Origin of the sequence: Planococcus sp. 11815 (genome assembly GCF_051096385.1) — a bacterium.
Taxonomy (GTDB): Bacteria; Bacillota; Bacilli; order Bacillales_A; family Planococcaceae; genus Planococcus; species Planococcus citreus.
In genome coordinates this window covers 1,050,001-1,069,182 of sequence record NZ_CP096991.1, presented here as the reverse complement: position 1 = coordinate 1,069,182, position 19,182 = coordinate 1,050,001, and the positions used below count along the sequence as shown (strand labels likewise).

General features: G+C 49.6%; 13 protein-coding genes, 17 tRNA genes and 2 rRNA genes (1 of these 32 only partly in view). 6 read left to right on the top strand and 26 right to left on the bottom strand.

Features of this window, described 5'->3' with window-relative positions; all coding sequences use genetic code 11:
* Positions 1-25: 25 nt before the first annotated feature.
* Positions 26-1,570 carry a carbon-nitrogen hydrolase family protein gene (locus tag M1Q06_RS05445; protein WP_121301389.1) on the bottom strand — a complete coding sequence of 515 codons (1,545 nt, stop codon included), beginning with the start codon at positions 1,568-1,570 and terminating at the stop codon, positions 26-28.
* Positions 1,571-1,702: 132 nt separating this feature from the next.
* Here M1Q06_RS05445 and M1Q06_RS05440 point away from each other — a divergent pair, with 132 nt between their 5' ends.
* From M1Q06_RS05440 to M1Q06_RS05430, 3 genes are read left to right on the top strand one after another with little or no spacing between them, the layout of a single operon-like run.
* Positions 1,703-2,128 (top strand): disulfide oxidoreductase, encoded by a 426-nt coding sequence (locus M1Q06_RS05440; protein WP_434402121.1) that lies wholly within the window; start codon positions 1,703-1,705, stop codon positions 2,126-2,128.
* A 1-nt stretch (position 2,129) separates the two neighbouring features.
* Entirely contained in the window at positions 2,130-2,600 is a 471-nt protein-coding gene (locus M1Q06_RS05435) for a thioredoxin family protein (protein ID WP_058381324.1), read from the top strand.
* A 53-nt stretch (positions 2,601-2,653) separates the two neighbouring features.
* Complete coding sequence (locus M1Q06_RS05430) at positions 2,654-3,499, top strand: RluA family pseudouridine synthase (protein ID WP_434402119.1); 846 nt, start codon at positions 2,654-2,656, stop codon at positions 3,497-3,499.
* A gap of 36 nt (positions 3,500-3,535) precedes the next feature.
* Here M1Q06_RS05430 and M1Q06_RS05425 read toward each other — a convergent pair whose 3' ends face one another.
* Positions 3,536-4,366, bottom strand: coding sequence for an aldo/keto reductase (locus M1Q06_RS05425; protein ID WP_434402117.1), 831 nt, complete (start codon positions 4,364-4,366; stop codon positions 3,536-3,538).
* 419 nt (positions 4,367-4,785) lie between these two features.
* Between M1Q06_RS05425 and M1Q06_RS05420 the strand changes: the two genes are divergently transcribed.
* Complete coding sequence (locus tag M1Q06_RS05420; RefSeq protein ID WP_121301393.1) at positions 4,786-6,087, top strand: NCS2 family permease; 1,302 nt, start codon at positions 4,786-4,788, stop codon at positions 6,085-6,087.
* A gap of 127 nt (positions 6,088-6,214) precedes the next feature.
* On the opposite strand, the gene M1Q06_RS05415 is transcribed toward M1Q06_RS05420, so the two are convergent.
* From M1Q06_RS05415 to queG, 3 genes are all read right to left on the bottom strand, one after another.
* Positions 6,215-6,523, bottom strand: coding sequence for a hypothetical protein (locus M1Q06_RS05415; protein WP_101189917.1), 309 nt, complete (start codon positions 6,521-6,523; stop codon positions 6,215-6,217).
* A 321-nt stretch (positions 6,524-6,844) separates the two neighbouring features.
* The gene (trmL, locus tag M1Q06_RS05410) at positions 6,845-7,318 is read right to left on the bottom strand and encodes a tRNA (uridine(34)/cytosine(34)/5-carboxymethylaminomethyluridine(34)-2'-O)-methyltransferase TrmL (RefSeq protein ID WP_434402114.1); all 474 of its coding nucleotides are present in this window, start codon (positions 7,316-7,318) and stop codon (positions 6,845-6,847) included.
* Between the two features lie 10 nt (positions 7,319-7,328).
* Positions 7,329-8,474, bottom strand: a complete 1,146-nt coding sequence (gene queG / locus M1Q06_RS05405) for a tRNA epoxyqueuosine(34) reductase QueG (RefSeq protein WP_434402112.1) — start codon at positions 8,472-8,474, stop codon at positions 7,329-7,331.
* A gap of 65 nt (positions 8,475-8,539) precedes the next feature.
* Here queG and M1Q06_RS05400 point away from each other — a divergent pair, with 65 nt between their 5' ends.
* Both M1Q06_RS05400 and M1Q06_RS05395 read left to right on the top strand, forming a co-directional pair.
* Positions 8,540-9,202 carry a B3/B4 domain-containing protein gene (locus tag M1Q06_RS05400; RefSeq protein ID WP_434402110.1) on the top strand — a complete coding sequence of 221 codons (663 nt, stop codon included), beginning with the start codon at positions 8,540-8,542 and terminating at the stop codon, positions 9,200-9,202.
* A gap of 92 nt (positions 9,203-9,294) precedes the next feature.
* Complete coding sequence (locus M1Q06_RS05395) at positions 9,295-10,365, top strand: C45 family autoproteolytic acyltransferase/hydolase (protein WP_434402108.1); 1,071 nt, start codon at positions 9,295-9,297, stop codon at positions 10,363-10,365.
* A gap of 25 nt (positions 10,366-10,390) precedes the next feature.
* On the opposite strand, the gene M1Q06_RS05390 is transcribed toward M1Q06_RS05395, so the two are convergent.
* The 21 genes from M1Q06_RS05390 to M1Q06_RS05290 form a co-directional block, all read right to left on the bottom strand.
* Positions 10,391-11,440, bottom strand: a complete 1,050-nt coding sequence (locus tag M1Q06_RS05390) for a C45 family autoproteolytic acyltransferase/hydolase (RefSeq protein WP_434402106.1) — start codon at positions 11,438-11,440, stop codon at positions 10,391-10,393.
* A gap of 28 nt (positions 11,441-11,468) precedes the next feature.
* Entirely contained in the window at positions 11,469-14,129 is a 2,661-nt protein-coding gene (locus M1Q06_RS05385; RefSeq protein WP_434402104.1) for a cation-transporting P-type ATPase, read from the bottom strand.
* 357 nt (positions 14,130-14,486) lie between these two features.
* Positions 14,487-14,570 (bottom strand) — tRNA-Leu (locus M1Q06_RS05380).
* A gap of 214 nt (positions 14,571-14,784) precedes the next feature.
* Positions 14,785-14,868 (bottom strand) — tRNA-Leu (locus M1Q06_RS05375).
* Between the two features lie 9 nt (positions 14,869-14,877).
* A tRNA-Cys gene (locus M1Q06_RS05370) sits at positions 14,878-14,951 on the bottom strand.
* Between the two features lie 7 nt (positions 14,952-14,958).
* Positions 14,959-15,033, bottom strand: a tRNA-Gly gene (locus M1Q06_RS05365).
* Positions 15,034-15,038: 5 nt separating this feature from the next.
* Positions 15,039-15,110 (bottom strand) — tRNA-Gln (locus tag M1Q06_RS05360).
* Between the two features lie 7 nt (positions 15,111-15,117).
* Positions 15,118-15,193 (bottom strand) — tRNA-His (locus tag M1Q06_RS05355).
* A 41-nt stretch (positions 15,194-15,234) separates the two neighbouring features.
* Positions 15,235-15,310 (bottom strand) — tRNA-His (locus M1Q06_RS05350).
* A gap of 20 nt (positions 15,311-15,330) precedes the next feature.
* Positions 15,331-15,404 (bottom strand) — tRNA-Trp (locus tag M1Q06_RS05345).
* A 6-nt stretch (positions 15,405-15,410) separates the two neighbouring features.
* Positions 15,411-15,494: transfer RNA gene (locus M1Q06_RS05340), tRNA-Tyr, on the bottom strand.
* A 3-nt stretch (positions 15,495-15,497) separates the two neighbouring features.
* Positions 15,498-15,573, bottom strand: a tRNA-Thr gene (locus M1Q06_RS05335).
* 14 nt (positions 15,574-15,587) lie between these two features.
* A tRNA-Phe gene (locus M1Q06_RS05330) sits at positions 15,588-15,663 on the bottom strand.
* A 17-nt stretch (positions 15,664-15,680) separates the two neighbouring features.
* Positions 15,681-15,756, bottom strand: a tRNA-Asp gene (locus M1Q06_RS05325).
* A gap of 3 nt (positions 15,757-15,759) precedes the next feature.
* A tRNA-Met gene (locus M1Q06_RS05320) sits at positions 15,760-15,836 on the bottom strand.
* Between the two features lie 42 nt (positions 15,837-15,878).
* A tRNA-Val gene (locus M1Q06_RS05315) sits at positions 15,879-15,954 on the bottom strand.
* Positions 15,955-15,960: 6 nt separating this feature from the next.
* A tRNA-Glu gene (locus M1Q06_RS05310) sits at positions 15,961-16,035 on the bottom strand.
* Positions 16,036-16,056: 21 nt separating this feature from the next.
* Positions 16,057-16,146, bottom strand: a tRNA-Ser gene (locus M1Q06_RS05305).
* Positions 16,147-16,151: 5 nt separating this feature from the next.
* Positions 16,152-16,226, bottom strand: a tRNA-Asn gene (locus M1Q06_RS05300).
* Between the two features lie 10 nt (positions 16,227-16,236).
* Positions 16,237-16,352 (bottom strand): 5S ribosomal RNA (gene rrf, locus M1Q06_RS05295).
* A 127-nt stretch (positions 16,353-16,479) separates the two neighbouring features.
* Positions 16,480-19,182: ribosomal RNA gene (locus tag M1Q06_RS05290) — 23S ribosomal RNA — on the bottom strand; it runs 229 nt beyond the window's last position.

The following is a 19,182-nucleotide window of genomic DNA, read 5'->3' as shown; positions in this document are numbered from 1 at the left end:
CCGCCCCGATTCGGAGCGGCTAAAGTTAATCTTGTTTGTATTCAACACGGTAGACGTCGTGGCGGCGGTCCTTCAATTGCTTGACGGTGCCGTCTTGGCGCTGGCGTCTGAGGATTTCAAGGTCAACATCCCCGATCAACACCATTTCGAGGTTCGGGTTGGTCTCTCCGACGATGCCGTCGCGCGCGAATTCGAAATCAGATGGCGCAAAGATTCCGGATTGCGCGTATTGAATATCCATGTTTTCTGTTTGTGGCAAGTTTCCGACCGTTCCGGAAATGACCGTGTAGATCTGGTTCTCGACCGCACGGGCTTGTGCACAATAACGGACGCGCAAATAGCCTTGGCGGTCTTCCGTACAAAACGGCGAGAAGATGATGTTGGCGCCCATATCTGTGGCAATGCGGGCCAGTTCCGGGAACTCGATGTCGTAACAGATCTGGATGGCGATCTTGCCGCAATCCGTATCAAATACGCGCACGGAGTCGCCTGCTGAAATGCCCCACCATTTACGTTCGTTCGGCGTGATGTGGATCTTGTACTGTTTATCGATCGAACCATCTCGACGGAACAAATATGCGATGTTGTAAATCTCATCATTTTCTTCCTTGACGAAATGCGAGCCGCCGATGATGTTGACGTTATAGCGCACAGCGAGATCCGTGAATAGCTCGATGTATTGCGGCGTGAATTCCGTCAATTTGCGGACGGCTTGGCTCGGTGATGGCTCATTCAAGAACGACATCAATTGCGTCGTGAAAATTTCCGGGAACACGACGAAATCCGAATGCGCGTCAGAGGCCACGTCAACAAAATACTCGACCTGGTTCGCCAAATCGTCGAATGAATTGATAGCACGCATTAAGTACTGGACGACGCAGATGCGCACTGGCAAACTCGTCTTGAAATGTCGCTTCGAGATCGGCTTGTAGTCGACATTGTTCCATTCCATCAGCGTTGCGTATTTACCCGATGCTTTATCATCCTGTAAATAGCCGGGGTTGATTCGCATCAACTGGAAACCGTTCATCAATTGGAACGTCAGCACCGGATCATAGATTTTATGGCGTGACACCGAATCGACGTATTCACGCGGCGACATTTCGTCTGCGTGTTTATGGTAGTTCGGGATGCGCCCGCCGATGATGATCGACTTCAAGTTCAATTCACGCGCCAGTTCTTTGCGCGCTTCGTACAAACGCTGTCCGACTTGCATGCGGCGGTACTCGGGATGCACCATGACTTCGATGCCGTACATATTGTAACCGTCTTGATTATGGTTCGTTATATAGCCGCCGTCAGTGACATCGTCCCACGTATGGCGGTCATCGTATTCGTCGAAATTGATTAATAGGCTCGAGCAGGAGCCGATTACTTTGCCGTCAAGTTCCGCGACGATCTGCCCTTGTGCAAAAACGCCTAAATGGCTTCTAAGCTGCTCTTCTTTCCAAGGTTCCATACCCGGAAAGCAAAGCTGCTGCATTTCCAGAATGGCAGGTATATCAGCATAGCTCATCTCACGGATGATCATGCTTTTTTCAAAATGGGATAAATCGAATTGTTCTGCCACGTTACCGCGCTCCTTCACAAAAGTTTCAAAGTTAATTATAGCCCATACGCCCAGTTGTTGATATTATTTTACTTGTATGGTGTTAAGAATTATACTTCAAAAGGAAAGCATTCCGGAAAAGAGGGTCAAAAGATGACGAAGCGTCAAGAAAACAGTTTGCTGTTCATGTGGGCGGTGTCCCTGGTTGCGACACTTGGCTCGCTGTATTTTTCCCAGGTACGCGGGTATGTCCCGTGTGAGCTGTGCTGGGTGCAGCGCATCTTCATGTATCCCCTCGTCTTTGTGCTCGGCGTTGCCTATGTGCAGAAAAATCCGCGCATCGCCATGACTACGCTCGTGCTGTCCGTCATTGGCGGCTCGGTTTCGCTGTATCATTACGGCATCCAAAAACTCCGGTTCTTGTCGGATTCCGCACCGTCATGTGGGCAAGTCCCGTGCACAGGGGAATATATTAATTACCTCGGATTCATCACCATCCCGTTTCTTGCACTCATCGCATTCGCTTTGATTGCCGGAACGAGTGTTTATCTGTGGAAATCATTGAAGGAGGAACAATAAGATGAAAAAATTGCTGATTATCGCCGGCGTCGTACTTGCCATCTTTGCGTTGATCGTCTTCTTGACCAATCAATCGCAAGACGAGAAACTGGCGGACAATCCATACGGCACGGATGATCTGAATCCGGCCACCATCGATCAGCTTGATGACGAAAACTATCAGAACATCGCATTGCCAGAAGACGTAAATGAACAGATCCAAAGCGGAGAGCCAACGACTGTTTATTTCTTTAGCCCGACTTGCCAATTCTGCCAGCAGACAACGCCGATCTTGATGCCTGTTGCAGATGATATGGAAGTCGATGTGCTGCAGTACAACCTGCTCGAATTTGAGCAAGGCTGGTCTGATTATGCACTCGAAGCGACACCGACACTGGTCCATTACGAAGACGGTCAGGAAGTTGCCCGCTGGACAGGCGCACAGCCGAAAGAGAATATCGAACAATTTTTCCAGGAAGTCGTGAAAAAATAAACTGAAACGGGATCATGTGCCGCGCGCATGATCCCGTTTTTATGGAGGACTGTATGATGAATTGGACTTACCAAATCCCGGAACAAAGCATGACCGTTACGGACTTATTGAAAAACGAATGGGGCCTCGGCAAAAAGACCGTGCACGAATTGCGCATGGCAAAAGGCGTCCGTCTCGAAGACGGTACAGAACCCCGCTGGCAGGAACCGCTCGACAAAGGGACGCAATTGACTGTTACGATTCCCCAAGCTGAGTCGCCGTACCAGCCAAACCCATCGATCGAACCTGAGATTTTATTTGAAGACGAGCACTTCATCATCGCCAATAAACCGAAAGGGCTCGCAACACACCCGAACGATAACCACCAGGATGATACGTTCATCAACGGCTTGATGGCTTACGTCCAGCAATCCGGCGGTTCGTATATCGAACATATCCACCGGCTTGACCAAGGCACTTCCGGCGTGTTGCTATTGGCCAAACACCCGATCGCCAAAAACGTCATGGACCGAATGGTTGAACAAAAGCTTGTGCAGCGTGAATACGAAGCACTCGTTAAAGGCCTCGTTCGCGGGCAATCCGGAACGCTCGACTTCCCGCTAGGCCGCGACCGCCATCACGCGACGCGACGCCGCGTTTCGCCGAACGGGCAAAGCGCCGTCACCCATTACCAGGTCATCAACCGCGCAGATGGCCGCTCGCTGCTTCACTTAACTTTGGAGACTGGGCGTACGCATCAAATCCGCGCGCATTTGTCGCACGTCAAGCACCCGATCATCGGCGATGAATTGTACGGAGGGCCGCCGACTGAAGACGGCGAATACTTCCTGCATGCTTTCCGCATCGCGTTTAAACACCCGTTCACCGGGCAGCAAATCGATATCGAAGCAAAACAATAACCAAAGGCCAGCGAATGGATTCGCTGGCCTTTTTTATTAAACTTTGATTTCGTCCGGATGGGTTCCGCTCCGCCAATCCTGGTTGAGCGCTGAAATCTGTTTCAGTTCTTCCTCACTTAATTCAAAATCAAAAACATCGGCATTTTCAACGATGCGCGACGGCGTCACCGATTTCGGGATGACAATCAGGTCATTCTGGAGATGCCAGCGAATGATGGTCTGCGCGATGGATTTCCCGTGCTTTTCGCCGATTTCCGACAGCACCGGATCTTCGAGCAGACGCCCTCTCGCAAGTGGCGACCAGGAAGTGACCGCAATGTCTTGTGCCGCACAAAATTCGCGCAGTGATTCCTGCGTCAATTGCGGATGCAGCTCGATCTGGTTGACCATCGGTTTCGTATTGGCCTTGGCCAAGATCTTCTCCAGGTGATGCTGCTGATGATTCGAGACGCCGGCAGCACGGATCAATTTTTCATCATATAGCCGCTCGATCGCACGGTAGGTTTCCTCGAATGTATCGGGAATTGCCCAATGCGTCAAATACAGATCCAGATAGTCCATATCCAGCCGTTTCAATGAAGCTTCGAATGCACGCAAGGTCTGGTCGTAGCCCTGGTCGGTGTTCCACACTTTTGATGTGATGAACAGTTCTTCACGCTTCACGCCGCCTGCGCGGATTGCTTCCCCGACCTCTGCTTCATTGTCATACACTGTAGCTGTATCGATCGCTTTGTAGCCTGTTTGGATTGCTTTTACCATCGCTTCGACCGCCGCTTCTTTATCGGTCATCTTATAGACGCCAAGGCCGAAACGCGGCATTTCCACTCCATTATGTAAGGTTTTTGTTGATTCAATCGTCAGATTCATAAACATTCTCCTCCTGTTCTTTTTCATTGTACAAATTGTCGACAGGAATTTCGACTATTCCAGCTTGTTGAAAAAGTTAAGAGGCCGTATTTCCCGAAGCTTATCGCTCGCTTTCCGCGGGCGGGAATCGAGCCTCCTCGTCACTTCGTTCCTGCGGGGTCTCTCAAACCCGCTTTTCCCGCAGGAATCGAGCGAACGCTTCTCCGGATACTCAGATAAGTCTTTGATTTTTGAATGAAGAAAAGATAATTCCTTTTTAATTCATAGTTGGTTAATAGACTTCTTTAACACTTTGAAATTATCGAAAGGAATTTCGACTATTCGCCACTAGATTGAGAAAAGCTCTTGCATCCGATATTAAAAACGAATATTATTAAACGTGTTGTTCAAAATGTTCGTGTTTATAAGGAGGATATTCCATGTTTCAGTTAAAAGAACACGGAACTGACGTCAGAACCGAGATTACAGCCGGTATGACAACGTTCCTGACGATGGCATATATCGTCATCGTCAACCCGGTGATTTTAGGTGCTGCCGGCGTTCCGTTCGACCAGGTTTTTCTCGCCACCATCATTGCAGCAGTCATCGGTACATTATGGATGGCATTGCTCGCCAATTACCCGATTGCCATCGCGCCGGGCATGGGGCTTAACGCATATTTCACTTCCATGGTGCTCGCTTCTGACGGCGCCATTGATTATACGACTGCCTTTGCCGCAGTTTTCGTTTCCGGATTGCTCTTTGTCGCACTGTCTTTGACTTCAATGCGCAAAATCCTCATTGAAGCCATTCCAGAAAACTTAAAACACGCCATCACGGCAGGCATCGGCTTGTTCATCGCCTTCATCGGCATGCGCCTTAGCGGATTGATCGTCGCCAATGAAGCGAATCTCGTGGGGCTTGGCGACCTGACTTCGCCGCCTGTCGCTTTGACGCTCGCAGGACTCGCCATCACGCTTATCTTCATGTCCTTGAACATTCACGGCGGGATTTTCTTCGGCATGATCGCAACGGGCATCATTGCCTTCTTCACCGGGCAATTGAAATTTGCGGAAGGCTTCATGAAGTTGCCGTCGCTTCCGGAAGGCATCATCGTCTGGAATCCCATCGAAGCGTTCCTGCTCGTCGCCGAATTCGGGCTCTACGGCGTCGTGTTCTCGTTCCTGCTCGTCACGCTGTTCGACACGACTGGAACGATGATCGGTGTCGCAAAACAAGCAGGGCTCATGAAAGACAATAAAATGCCGCGCGTGCGCCAGGCGCTCCTCGCTGATTCTGTCGCCGCCAGTGCAGGCGCCATGGTCGGCACAAGCCCGACCAGCGCTTATGTCGAATCTTCCGCCGGCGTCGCTGCAGGCGGACGGACAGGGCTCACGACTTTGACCGTCGCCATCCTGTTCATCGCTGCTGCCTTTTTCGGGCCGCTCGTCGGCTCGCTTTCCGGCGTCGCCGCCATCACCGCTCCCGCTCTCATCATTGTCGGCAGCTTAATGATCGGCGCCGTCAAGCAAATCGACTGGGATCAATTCGATGAAGCGTTCCCAGCGTTCCTGATTGTTCTGGCCATGCCGCTCACCTCAAGCATCGCAACCGGCATCGCACTTGGGTTTATCTCTTACCCGCTCATGAAGATCTTCAAAGGCAAATGGAAATCCGTCCACCCGATCCTTTATATTTTTGCTGTGCTGTTCACGATCCAGATTCTCATTGCACCGCATTAAAAAATCCCCTGCATTTTTCTATGCAGGGGATTTTTTGTACCTTAATCGAAAGGGACGCTTACAAACCAATTTTCATCGTCTTTACATTTGCCCACAAAAAAACACCGATTTCTCGGTGCTTTTCTTGTTAGACTCTAGCTGAACGCCCGGACATGGCTGCGGAGAGCAATAGCACGATTGCTGTCAATAAGTGCAGTGCCCAGCCGATCAACGGAATCCAAGCGAGTGCACTTGTAATGATCCCCAGAATCGAGCCGAACTTCGGTGAATATTCTTTAAAGCAAAAGAACAACGTAATGGCGTGCAGCACGAACATGATGCCGAGCGGTGCATAGCCTGCAGAAATCACAAATCCGCCTCCGATGAACGGAATGGCCAGAAATGCCTCCGCAAGGCCCGTAATCCAAAGCAGTGCAACGGATGTCTTCATTTTCATATCAGTTCATCCCTTCCTTTTCTTCCTACCCCTATATACGCATCACATCCAAAAAAGTTTCAGGTTTTTCGGATGGACGGAAAATGTCCATATTTTCAAGTGGGTTCCATATTTCATTTTTCCCTTTGGTACGCTATACTAAACACAGATGCAAATTTCAAGGAGGTCGTCATTCATGAACTTGATCTTAATCTTGGGGATTTGTGTATCGTTTTTGGTAGCTATCTTCACTGCTGGATACGATGACAAACCAGGCACAGACAAAAGACAATAATGTGAAATGCAAAAGGACAGCGCCCACGCGCTGTCCTTTTTTGTCGTTTATTTTAAATTCGGGAAATCCTGTTGGCGCAGCGCTTCATACATCAAGATCGCTGCCGTGTTCGACAAATTGAGTGAACGGATATGTTCATTCATCGGAATGCGCAAACAGCGGTCTAAGTTGGCATCAATCAATTCCCTCGGTAAGCCCTTTGTTTCCTGACCGAAGACGAAGAAATAATCTTCCTCGGCATCCGAAAAATCGAACGAGCTGTATGTCTTTGTGCCAAACTTGGTGATGTAATGGTATTTGCCGTCAGGATAGGCCGCAAACAACTCATCGAGTCCATCGTGGTAATGGATGTCCACGTGCTCCCAATAATCGAGCCCCGCCCGTTTAAGCATTTTATCGTCCGTCGAAAATCCGAGCGGCTTGATCAAATGCAGGCTGACGCCCGTTCCCGCACATGAGCGTGCAATATTTCCGGTATTCGCCGGAATTAATGGCTGATATAACACAATGTGTATTCCCAAATCTCTTCACTTATCCTTTCGTTTCTGCAGAAAAGAATGCCAGGCCTTTGGCGATCTCCGCCAGCACCTCTTCATCTTTCTCTTGCTGCTGTGCATATTCGAGCGCTTGTCTTCCATCGTCCGTCCCGATGCGGCCAATCGCCCAAGCGGCCGTGCCGCGGATGACTGGGCGCGGATCCGTCTTCATCAATTCGATCAATGCAGGCACTGCCGGCTGCTCCTTGAAATGGGCAAGTGCCAAAATGGCGTTGCGCTGAATCGGCTTTTTGCCGCGCCAAGAACCTGATACATGGCCGAATTTCTCTTTGAACTCCCGATTGGAAATGGTCAACAACGGCTCGAGCAAAGGCTTGGCGATTTCCGGGTCCGGATCGAATTCCGGATGGATGCGATTGGCCTTGCGCTTATTTTTCGGGCACACGGTCTGGCACGTGTCGCAGCCGTAAATCCGGTTGCCGATTTTCGAGCGGAACTCATCCGGCAGGAAGCCTTTCGTCTGTGTCAAAAACGAAATGCAGCGCTGGGCATTGAGCTGCCCGCCCTCGACAATCGCACCGGTCGGGCACGTATCGATACATAAGCGGCAGTCGCCGCATTGATCTTCCATCGGCTCGTCGTATTCAAAAGGGATGTTGGTGATCATCTCGCCCAAATAGACATATGACCCGAACTCCGGCGTGATGATATTGGTATTTTTCGCACTCCACCCGATACCGGCCCGTTCTGCCACGGCACGGTCTGACAATTCGCCAGTGTCGACCATTGATTTCATGCGCGCCTCCGGATAATGGGCGGCGATAAAAGATTCCAGCAGCGCCAGCCTGTCCCGAAGTGCCGCATGGTAATCCTTGCCCCAGGAAGAACGCGAGAAAATACCACGCCGTGCCCCTTTGACACCAGGCGTCGCCCCTTCCATTTTGGAAGGATAGGCAATCGCAATGGCAATGATGCTCACAGGCTCTTCCATCAATAATTCCGGACGCGTGCGTTTCTCCACATCCGATTCCTCAAAACCGGACTGGAAATTCAATTGCTGCTGGCGGATCAAACGATGCTTTAAACTAAAAAAAGGTTCGGCCGAAGCAAAGCCGATTTTATCAATCCCGATTTCCGCGGCATACGCAACCAGTTGTTGTTGGAATTGATCCAAGTTCATGTCGATAACTCCTTGCTCCAATTTATGGTAAGATAAGGCTATTATTCACGGAAAGGATGATTGCTGTGGACTTTCGCGTAAACCCTGAAATTACAGAGATTGTGCCTGATTTCAAAATCGGCATTATTCATTATAACAATATCACCGTTTCGGATTCACCTCAAATGTTAAAAGGCCGCCTCCAACTGTTCCAGGAGCAATTGTTCTTCGATATGGACGATAAGGAATTGACGGATTTCCCTGGCCTTCTCGAATGGAAGCTGGCCTGGAAAGCGCTCGGAAGCGATCCGAACCGCTACCGGCCTTCTGCGGAAGCCTTGTACCGCCGTGTGCGCAAGCAAAACTATCTGGCCCCTGTCAATTCAGCAATCGATATGAACAGTTTTCTATCGCTTCAGTACGAAATTCCACTCGGTTTGTACGATACAGATCAAATTGAAGGCGATATCGAAATCGCCCTCGGCAAGCCTGACGACCGCTATGAAGGTTTGAATAACCGCGACAATACGCTCGATAACATCATCGTTACACGCGATGCAAAAGGCGCTTTCGGCAGCCCATACGTCGATTCAAAGCGCACTGCTGTGACACCGCAAACAACAGACGCAGTACACGTGTTTTACCTCCGCCCGTCCATGAACCGCGACAATGCCCTTCAGCTATTGACCGCTGCCGGCAATATGTTCACCGGAATCAATGGCGGCGAAGCGATAAGCTACGTCCTTTAATTGCCTGAAGCATACGCTTCAGGCATATTCTTTTTATTCTCCCCAAAACTCTAGTATTCTTTTGATACTGAGATAAAAAAGAGGGATGCCACATGAAGAAAGTCCATAGCGACGTTATCCAATTCCGCGGCAGCCATTATGATTTCGGCTATCATCAAGGGGAATTGTTGAGAGATTCACTGCTTTTGCCGAACCGAAAAATACAGCGCAGTGAGAATAGCAAGCAATTATTGGTGGACGAAACAAAAGCCATCGACATGCTCGAACGCTTTGCCCCGCGCATTTGGGAAGAAATCGAAGGCTTAGCCGATGCCTTGAAATGGCCATTTTACGACGCCCTCCGAGAATTCGGCGGCTATTATATCGAATATACACGCAGCGGCTGTTCGATCCTGAGCCGTTCTGACTTCCTTGTCCGCAACTATGACAGCTCACCGCAAGGCTATGAAGGCCGATTCGCCTTGTACGAGCCGACTGACGGGGGCTATGCATCCATCGGACCGTCCATGCAAATTACCGGACGAACCGACGGGCTAAACGAAAAAGGGCTTGCAATGGGCTATAATTTCATCAACCGTCGCAATTCAGCGGACGGGTTTATCTGCAATATGATCGGGCGCCTGATCCTTGAGCATTGCGCATCGATCGAAGAAGCGGTCGATTTATTGAAAGAATTGCCCCACCGCCGGTCGTTCAGCTATGTGTTGTTGGATAAGAGCGGACGTTCAGTCGTCGCCGAAACTTCCCCGCGCAATGTCATCGTCCGGGAAGCGGCAGTTTCGACCAACCATTTCGAAGTGTTATCGGAAGAAAACCGTTACCAGATTGACGATTCCAAACGCCGCGAGGAAGCGCTTCTTACGCATTCCACAACGTCCAATGACGCATACGCAGCGTTCCGATTATTGAACGACTCGGATCAGGGCGTATTTTCAACAAAATACAGCACGGCTTCCGGCACTTTGCATACAGCTTCCTATTTCCCAAACAGCTTGGAAGTCGGCTTCGCCATCGGTCCTGACCGCTTGCCGCTCATGTTCGATTTCCAAAAATGGCTTCAAGGCGAGCGCTTGCTGGCAAAACGCATCAACGGGAAAATCGACACCCATTTCCCGTTTCCGTATCTTGACGACCTGTCTTCATTGCAACAAAAAAACGGCTAGAGCACTCATATGCTCCAGCCGTTTTTTATTTAAACAAAGCATCGGTATGGGCGAAACCGATGCCGGTATCGACCTTTCCATAGACGGATGTATTGCGGACAGGCTTTCCTGCAAGCCATTCCCCAAACTTAAATACTTCGGGCTCCTGGTCGCCCCCAAGCGCAAACCACACTTCCTGCTCTTTCGGTAAATAAACAGATGTATGGATTGTTCCGGCCCAACTCTTATAAAGATTCGAAAACAAGCCGCGGTCCGTGTCATTGAACAAGCGATAAGCACGATACGCTTCCGCTGCATCTTCTGCATTCTGTTCGATAACTGACAAGCGTTCATAGGAATCCTTTAGATAATTGCGGTTTTCATGCTGCTGGATTTCAAAATGATTCGTACAAGCCGTTGCATCGCGCACCACCACTTTACGCGGCGTTGCCTCCATAACCTTTGTGGCACCGCTCTTATCGGTCACAACGTAGCTGAATGACCCGCGATGCGGAATATCTTCGACCAAAGCAACAGCTTCATCGATAGTCGCGCAGCTCTCGAGAATGATGCGCCCGATCATATAACAGACAAAGCCATCACCCGGGTTTTTCCGGTGCATAAAATTATAGCCCATCACCAAGCCATGCTCGTTCATCCCATCCATACGCCCCAAAATGCGCTGGCTCGGACCAATGATGGCATTTCCTTCCTCAGGTTGAAACAAGCAGAACCTGCCTTCATAGGTCTGTGGATGAAAGTCATAATTGCGCACCAAAAAGTCTTCGCCGCTGACGATTGAACAGCCCGACGGCGGCGCATCGATACGGTAACCGCCAAAATCACGAAGCACCTCATCAATCGGCAGCTTGAGGCTATCTTCAAGGCCTTTCAACTCCTCCCATAATTTCGGGGCGTATTCGTTGAACGCAGCTTGCGCTTCTGCCGGATCGATGACAAAACGTGGCCTCTTACTCTTCCATTGCCCGCGGCGATTGTGCAGCGTAATCGATTCTTTAAGCGCATTTCCTTGCATCATTCCATAATCATAATGGCTTCCTCTGAATTCGACGACTTCACTATGTATCTGTCTCATAACTCCTCCTTCATTCCCGCTTTAATAATTATTTCACAAGTTTTGAATTTCTGCTCATCAAGCGCACCACCCATTTTTCAAGCTCCACAATAATAAAGACGCTCATCCCGATCAGCAATGGCCAAATCCAATACCTGAGCCCGATCGGTTCCGTGCCAAGCAGCGTATTCATAAACGGCACATACGTCACCGATAGCTGCACTAAGATTAATATGGCCGAGACAATTAAAGCCGCTTTATTGGAAAAGAAATCACGATTCAGTGCAAAACGCCGCTCACTCCGGCAATTGAATAAATAAAATAGCTGTGAAATGACCAGGGCTTGTAAAGTCATGGTCTGCAAGATGCCTTGGTCATAATCTCTAGCTTCCAGCATGCTGTTCATCCATAAAATGCCCCCTCCGATAATCGCCGATGCAAAAGCGATGCGGAAAACATAATAGCCACTGAGCAACGGGCTATTGGCTTTCCTAGGTGGCCGCTCCATCGTACCAGGCTCGAGCTTCTCAAATGCAATCGCCAAGGAAATCGTCACAGCGGTAATCATGTTGACCCACAAAATCTGCACAGCAGTGAGCGGAATCGTAGTGCCAAATAGAATGCTGATAAAAATGAGCAGCCCTTCGGATACGTTTGTCGGCAATATGAACAGGATGGTCTTTTTCAAATTGTCATAGACGCGCCGCCCTTCCTTCACTGCATTGACAATCGTGCTGAAATTATCATCAACCAGCACCATCTCTGCCGCTTCTTTTGATACTTCTGTTCCTTTGATTCCCATCGCAATGCCGATATCAGCTCGTTTCAAAGCCGGTGCATCATTGACCCCATCACCGGTCATTGCACACACTTGCCCCTTGGCTTGAAGAGCTTCAACCAATTGCAATTTATTTGTCGGGCTGGTACGCGCGAAAATGTCATATTCCATGGCTGCAGCCTCTAACTGTTGTGCGTTTAAACCATCCAATTCCCTGCCTTCAAGCGCCTTGGCCCCATCACCGATTCCAAGCTTGGCTCCAATCGCCACAGCGGTGTCTTTATGGTCTCCAGTGATCATCTTGACACGAATTCCGGCTTTCTTGCATTGTACAATTGAATCGATCACTTCTTCCCGCGGAGGATCAATGATGCCAGCCATGCCTAGAAACTCAAACCCGCACTTCATATCTTCGTGATTTATGACTTCCACTGTGTAATCGACTTGCTTAACAGCAGCTCCTAAAAGGCGTTCTCCGCGTTTTGCATGTGAGGCTATCTTCGCCTCCCATTCATCCCTCTCTTCGCTTTGTATTATATCCAGTAGCTTTTCAGGGGCCCCCTTTGCATAAATCCATTTAGTTCCCCGATCTTCAACCAAAGCAGCCATGTATTTATAAGAAGAATCAAACGGAATCTTCATAATCACTGGCAACTTCTCTACTTCGTCATCCGCTTTCTCTGCAAGCGTCAACAGGCAGCCTTCCGTCGCACCTCCACTGATTGACCATTTCCCTTTTTTCCCTTTGAACAAATGCGCATCATTAACTGTTTTCACACAGGCTAAAAACTTTGCCAAGCGAGGATGATCAGCTAAACGAATGCCATCTCCGTTTTTCTTTAACATTCCTTCGGGTGAATAACCGACCCCACTAACATTGATTTCTTCATCTGCCAGAATAACAGAAGTCGCCGTCATTTCATTTTTCGTCAAAGTCCCTGTTTTGTCTGAGCATATTACCGTAACGGCCCCTAAAGTTTCGACTGATGGCAAGTTCCGTACAATAGCATTCTTCCCAGCCATCGTTTGGACACCCAAAGCTAAAATAATGGATAATACCGCTGGCAACCCTTCTGGAATGGCGGCTACGGTCAAGCCGATGATTGCCAATAATAGCTCAGCTGTGGCATAGTCATGGACCCAATAACCAATGAAAAACATGCCGATTGCACTCAGTACAATAATCACTGATATCACTTTTCCGAATTGAGCGGTCTGCTTTAATAAGGGTGTCTGTAATTTCTCGACCGATTCCATCGCGCTGCTGATTTTTCCGAGTTCAGTATCCCCTCCTGTTGCAATGACAACCCCAAACCCTGATCCGGCTGCAACAGCAGTTCCTGCAAATGCCATATTAGAACGATCCCCAAGCACCGTATCGCTCGATAGCCTCTCAGTCTGTTTATTTACTGCATCTGATTCACCAGTCAAAGAGGACTCCTCCACCTGAAGATTCGACGCTTCTACAAGCCGTATATCTGCGGGCACCTTATCACCCGCCCTTAAATAAACAAGATCCCCAGGCACCAAATCAGCCGCCAGAATATCTTTTCGTTTGCCCTCTCGCAGCACTCCAGCTTTAAATGAAAGCATTTCACGTATACTATCCAATGCTTTCTCAGCTTTACTCTGTTGAATATAGCCAATTGCCGCATTGATGACAACTACAGCTAAAATGACACTTGTATCAATATAATGTCCAAGTACGACTGTAATAACTGCCGCTGCCAACAATACATAGATCAGCACATCATGAAAATGCTTAAAAAACTTTATAACTCCAGGTTCTCGCTTTCCTTGAGGCAATTCATTGGCGCCAAAAATCTTTAACCTCTCTACAACTTCAACTTCACTCAACCCTTCTTTTAACAGAACTTCATGGTTATCAAGTATAGTCGTAAACTCTTGATCAAATCCTTGTTCTGTAACCACCTTGCCACCCCCGCCAAGATCGTAATTTTGATTATTATAACACGCAGCCTCCATTCTCCTACCGCATCCTATTATATATTCCAATACACGTAAAAAAGACAGTCTTCAAAGGAAGCTGTCTTTTTCAAAATACCGGTGTAGAGAGCCGATCCCCTAAGATGTTTCCATCACTACCCTTCCAACTTACCGCATCGGCCACGTCCGTCTCGTTCGATAACAGGCTACTCCTCAGCTAGTTTTCCATTAGTGGTTTTTCTAATAATAGTGCTACTCTTGTTACCAAATTAAGACAAAGAAAAAAGCCCTAACTGAAGTTAGGGCTTTTCAATACATTGCTTGGCAGAGCAATGAAAATGATACCGGCGGTCGGGGTCGAACCGACACTCCCGTGAAGGAACGGGATTTTGAGTCCCGCGCGTCTGCCAATTCCGCCACGCCGGCAAAATTGAATCCAGAAACAATTATTCATTGCTTTCAGGAACATTTATTATTATATTAGTAAACCGATTATTTTGCAAGGGGTTATTAGCTATTTTTTTAAAAAAATCTTTGCTGTATACAACTGCAAATCATTCGTATAAATAAAGAAAAAAACTCTGACTATAAAAGTCAGAGTTTTAAGCTTTCATCACTTGGCAGAGTGATGATCATTTGATACCGGCGGTCGGGGTCGAACCGACACTCCCGTGAAGGAACGGGATTTTGAGTCCCGCGCGTCTGCCAATTCCGCCACGCCGGCAAAATAGTTTGGAGGCGGCAACCGGACTCGAACCGGTGGTAAGGGTGTTGCAGACCCATGCCTTACCGCTTGGCTATGCCGCCTAGATAATGGAGCGGAAGACGGGGGTCGAACCCGCGACCTCCACCTTGGCAAGGTGGCGTTCTACCACTGAACTACTTCCGCTAAAGCTGGGGTACCTGGATTCGAACCAGGGCATGACGGGATCAAAACCCGTTGCCTTACCGCTTGGCTATACCCCAATAATACTGGGGCGGACGAGGGGAATTGAACCCCCGAGTGCCGGAATCACAATCCGGTGCGTTAACCACTTCGCCACGACCGCCACGCTATTATTATGTATGATATTAAAATTTCAAGAAAACATGGGGCGGACGAGGGGAATTGAACCCCCGAGTGCCGGAATCACAATCCGGTGCGTTAACCACTTCGCCACGACCGCCAACATAATATTTAAAAAAATGGCAGGGGCAGTAGGAATCGAACCCACATCGGAGGTTTTGGAGACCTCTGTTCTACCGTTAAACTATGCCCCTAAAAACTGGTGGTGGGGGGCAGATTCGAACTGCCGAACCCGAAGGAGCGGATTTACAGTCCGCCGCGTTTAGCCACTTCGCTACCCCACCTAATGGTGCCGGAGAAAGGACTTGAACCCTCAACCTACTGATTACAAGTCAGTTGCTCTACCAGTTGAGCTACTCCGGCATGGAGAAAAAATATGGTGGGTCAGGACGGAATCGAACCGCCGACACTTAGAGCTTCAATCTAATGCTCTACCGACTGAGCTACTGACCCATATTAATTAATAAAAATGGCGGTCCCGACCGGGATCGAACCGGCGATCTCCTGCGTGACAGGCAGGCATGTTAACCGCTACACCACGGGACCATTTGGTTGCGGGGGCAGGATTTGAACCTGCGACCTTTGGGTTATGAGCCCAACGAGCTACCGAACTGCTCCACCCCGCGATAATATTAAAGTTTCCTTCTATTTTATATGCATGAAAGAAATGGTGGAGGATGACGGGATCGAACCGCCGACCCTCTGCTTGTAAGGCAGATGCTCTCCCAGCTGAGCTAATCCTCCATTGAATGGTGACCCCTACGGGATTCGAACCCGTGTTACCGCCGTGAAAGGGCGGTGTCTTAACCGCTTGACCAAGGGGCCTTTATTTTGAGCTTAAGATACTGGCGGAGAGCAAGGGATTCGAACCCTTGAGACGGTTGCCCGCCTACATGATTTCCAATCATGCTCCTTCGGCCACTCGGACAGCTCTCCATAATTGGCTCCGAAGGTAGGACTCGAACCTACGACCATCGCATTAACAGTGCGGTGCTCTACCACTGAGCTACTTCGGAATAATAACCAGACTAGCGACGTCCTACTCTCGCAGGGGGAAACCCCCAACTACCATCGGCGCAAAAGAGCTTAACTTCCGTGTTCGGGATGGGAACGGGTGTGACCTCTTTGCCATCATCACTAGACTGTATTAATTTGAAAGACAAGATTTATTATATCAATAATACCGATTATTTCAAGTATTTTTTTAAAAATAATATCTTATTCTTTCAAAACTGGATAAATCGACATTGGAAACGCATGTTCAGTTTGTTGGTTAAGTCCTCGATCGATTAGTATTCGTCAGCTGCACGTGTCACCACGCTTCCACCCCGAACCTATCTACCTCATCGTCTTTGAGGGATCTTACTTGCTTGCGCAATGGGAAATCTCATCTTGAGGGGGGCTTCGTGCTTAGATGCTTTCAGCACTTATCCCGGCCACACATAGCTACCCAGCGATGCTCTTGGCAGAACAACTGGTACACCAGCGGTGTGTCCATCCCGGTCCTCTCGTACTAAGGACAGCTCCTCTCAAATTTCCTGCGCCCGCGACGGATAGGGACCGAACTGTCTCACGACGTTCTGAACCCAGCTCGCGTACCGCTTTAATGGGCGAACAGCCCAACCCTTGGGACCGACTACAGCCCCAGGATGCGATGAGCCGACATCGAGGTGCCAAACCTCCCCGTCGATGTGGACTCTTGGGGGAGATAAGCCTGTTATCCCCGGGGTAGCTTTTATCCGTTGAGCGATGGCCCTTCCATGCGGAACCACCGGATCACTAAGTCCGTCTTTCGACCCTGCTCGACCTGTCCGTCTCGCAGTCAAGCTCCCTTGTGCCTTTACACTCTGCGAATGATTTCCAACCATTCTGAGGGAACCTTTGAGCGCCTCCGTTACTCTTTAGGAGGCGACCGCCCCAGTCAAACTGCCCGCCTGACACTGTCTCCCAAGCCGCTAAGGCTTGTGGGTTAGAAGTTCAATACAACCAGGGTAGTATCCCACCGACGCCTCCCCCGAAGCTGGCGCTCCGGGTTCTCTGGCTCCTACCTATCCTGTACAAGTTGCACCAAAATTCAATATCAGGCTACAGTAAAGCTCCACGGGGTCTTTCCGTCCTGTCGCGGGTAACCTGCATCTTCACAGGTACTATAATTTCACCGAGTCTCTCGTTGAGACAGTGCCCAGATCGTTACGCCTTTCGTGCGGGTCGGAACTTACCCGACAAGGAATTTCGCTACCTTAGGACCGTTATAGTTACGGCCGCCGTTTACTGGGGCTTCGGTTCGCACCTTCGCTTGCGCTAAGCACTCCCCTTAACCTTCCAGCACCGGGCAGGCGTCAGCCCCTATACGTCACCTTACGGTTTTGCAGAGACCTGTGTTTTTGCTAAACAGTCGCCTGGGCCTATTCACTGCGGCTCTCTCGGGCTATTCACCCTACCAGAGCACCCCTTCTCCCGAAGTTACGGGGTCATTTTGCCGAGTTCCTTAACGAGAGTTCACTCGCTCACCTTAGAATTCTCTTCTCGCCTACCTGTGTCGGTTTGCGGTACGGGCACCTCCCGCCTCGCTAGAGGCTTTTCTTGGCAGTGTGAAATCAGGGACTCTGAGGTTAAACCTCTTGCCATCACTGCTTGATGTACATAGAAACGGGATTTGCCTCGTTTCTCATCTCACAACTTGGACGTGCACAACCAACGGCACGCTCACCCTATCCTTCTGCGTCCCCCCATTACTCAAACGGCGGGGAGGTGGTACAGGAATATCAACCTGTTGTCCATCGTCTACGCCTATCGGCCTCGACTTAGGTCCCGACTAACCCTGAGCGGACGAGCCTTCCTCAGGAAACCTTAGGCATTCGGTGGACGGGATTCTCACCCGTCTTTCGTTACTCATACCGGCATTCTCACTTCTAAGCGCTCCACCAGTCCTTCCGGTCTGACTTCAACGCCCTTAGAACGCTCTCCTACCACGGACATCTACGATGTCCATCCACAGCTTCGGTAATCCGTTTAGCCCCGGTACATTTTCGGCGCAGTGTCACTCGACCAGTGAGCTATTACGCACTCTTTAAATGATGGCTGCTTCTAAGCCAACATCCTGGTTGTCTAAGCAACGCCACATCCTTTTCCACTTAACGGATATTTGGGGACCTTAGCTGGTGGTCTGGGCTGTTTCCCTCTTGACTACGGATCTTATCACTCGCAGTCTGACTCCCAAGCATAAATCACTGGCATTCGGAGTTTGTCTGAATTCGGTAACCCGGGATGGGCCCCTAGTCCAAACAGTGCTCTACCTCCAGGATTCTCTTCTTGAGGCTAGCCCTAAAGCTATTTCGGAGAGAACCAGCTATCTCCAGGTTCGATTGGAATTTCTCCGCTACCCACACCTCATCCCCGCACTTTTCAACGTGCGTGGGTTCGGGCCTCCAGTAAGTGTTACCTTACCTTCACCCTGGACATGGGTAGATCACCTGGTTTCGGGTCTACAACTGCATACTCACTCGCCCTATTCAGACTCGCTTTCGCTGCGGCTCCGGCTTCTCACCTTAACCTTGCATGCAATCGTAACTCGCCGGTTCATTCTACAAAAGGCACGCTATCACCCATTAACGGGCTCTAACTACTTGTAGGCACACGGTTTCAGGATCTATTTCACTCCCCTTCCGGGGTGCTTTTCACCTTTCCCTCACGGTACTGGTTCACTATCGGTCACTAGGGAGTATTTAGCCTTGGGAGATGGTCCTCCCGGATTCCGACGGAATTTCTCGTGTTCCGCCGTACTCAGGATCCACTCTGGAGGGAACGAACTTTCAGCTACGGGGCTATTACCCTGTCTTGCGGACCGTTCCAGGTCGCTTCGCTTAATCCGTTCCTTTGTAACTCCGTATAGAGTGTCCTACAACCCCAGAAGGCAAGCCTTCTGGTTTGGGCTGATCCCGTTTCGCTCGCCGCTACTTGGGGAATCGCATT

Excerpts from the sequence above, each read along its gene's own strand:
- M1Q06_RS05390 (WP_434402106.1), bottom strand. The coding sequence starts at position 11,440 with ATGAGACAGATACATAGTGAAGTCGTCGAATTCAGAGGAAGCCATTAT.
- M1Q06_RS05425 (WP_434402117.1), bottom strand. The coding sequence starts at position 4,366 with ATGAATCTGACGATTGAATCAACAAAAACCTTACATAATGGAGTGGAA.
- M1Q06_RS05420 (WP_121301393.1), top strand. The coding sequence starts at position 4,786 with ATGTTTCAGTTAAAAGAACACGGAACTGACGTCAGAACCGAGATTACA.
- M1Q06_RS05415 (WP_101189917.1), bottom strand. The coding sequence starts at position 6,523 with ATGAAAATGAAGACATCCGTTGCACTGCTTTGGATTACGGGCCTTGCG.
- M1Q06_RS05430 (WP_434402119.1), top strand. The coding sequence starts at position 2,654 with ATGATGAATTGGACTTACCAAATCCCGGAACAAAGCATGACCGTTACG.
- M1Q06_RS05435 (WP_058381324.1), top strand. The coding sequence starts at position 2,130 with ATGAAAAAATTGCTGATTATCGCCGGCGTCGTACTTGCCATCTTTGCG.
- M1Q06_RS05440 (WP_434402121.1), top strand. The coding sequence starts at position 1,703 with ATGACGAAGCGTCAAGAAAACAGTTTGCTGTTCATGTGGGCGGTGTCC.
- M1Q06_RS05395 (WP_434402108.1), top strand. The coding sequence starts at position 9,295 with ATGAAGAAAGTCCATAGCGACGTTATCCAATTCCGCGGCAGCCATTAT.
- queG (WP_434402112.1), bottom strand. The coding sequence starts at position 8,474 with ATGAACTTGGATCAATTCCAACAACAACTGGTTGCGTATGCCGCGGAA.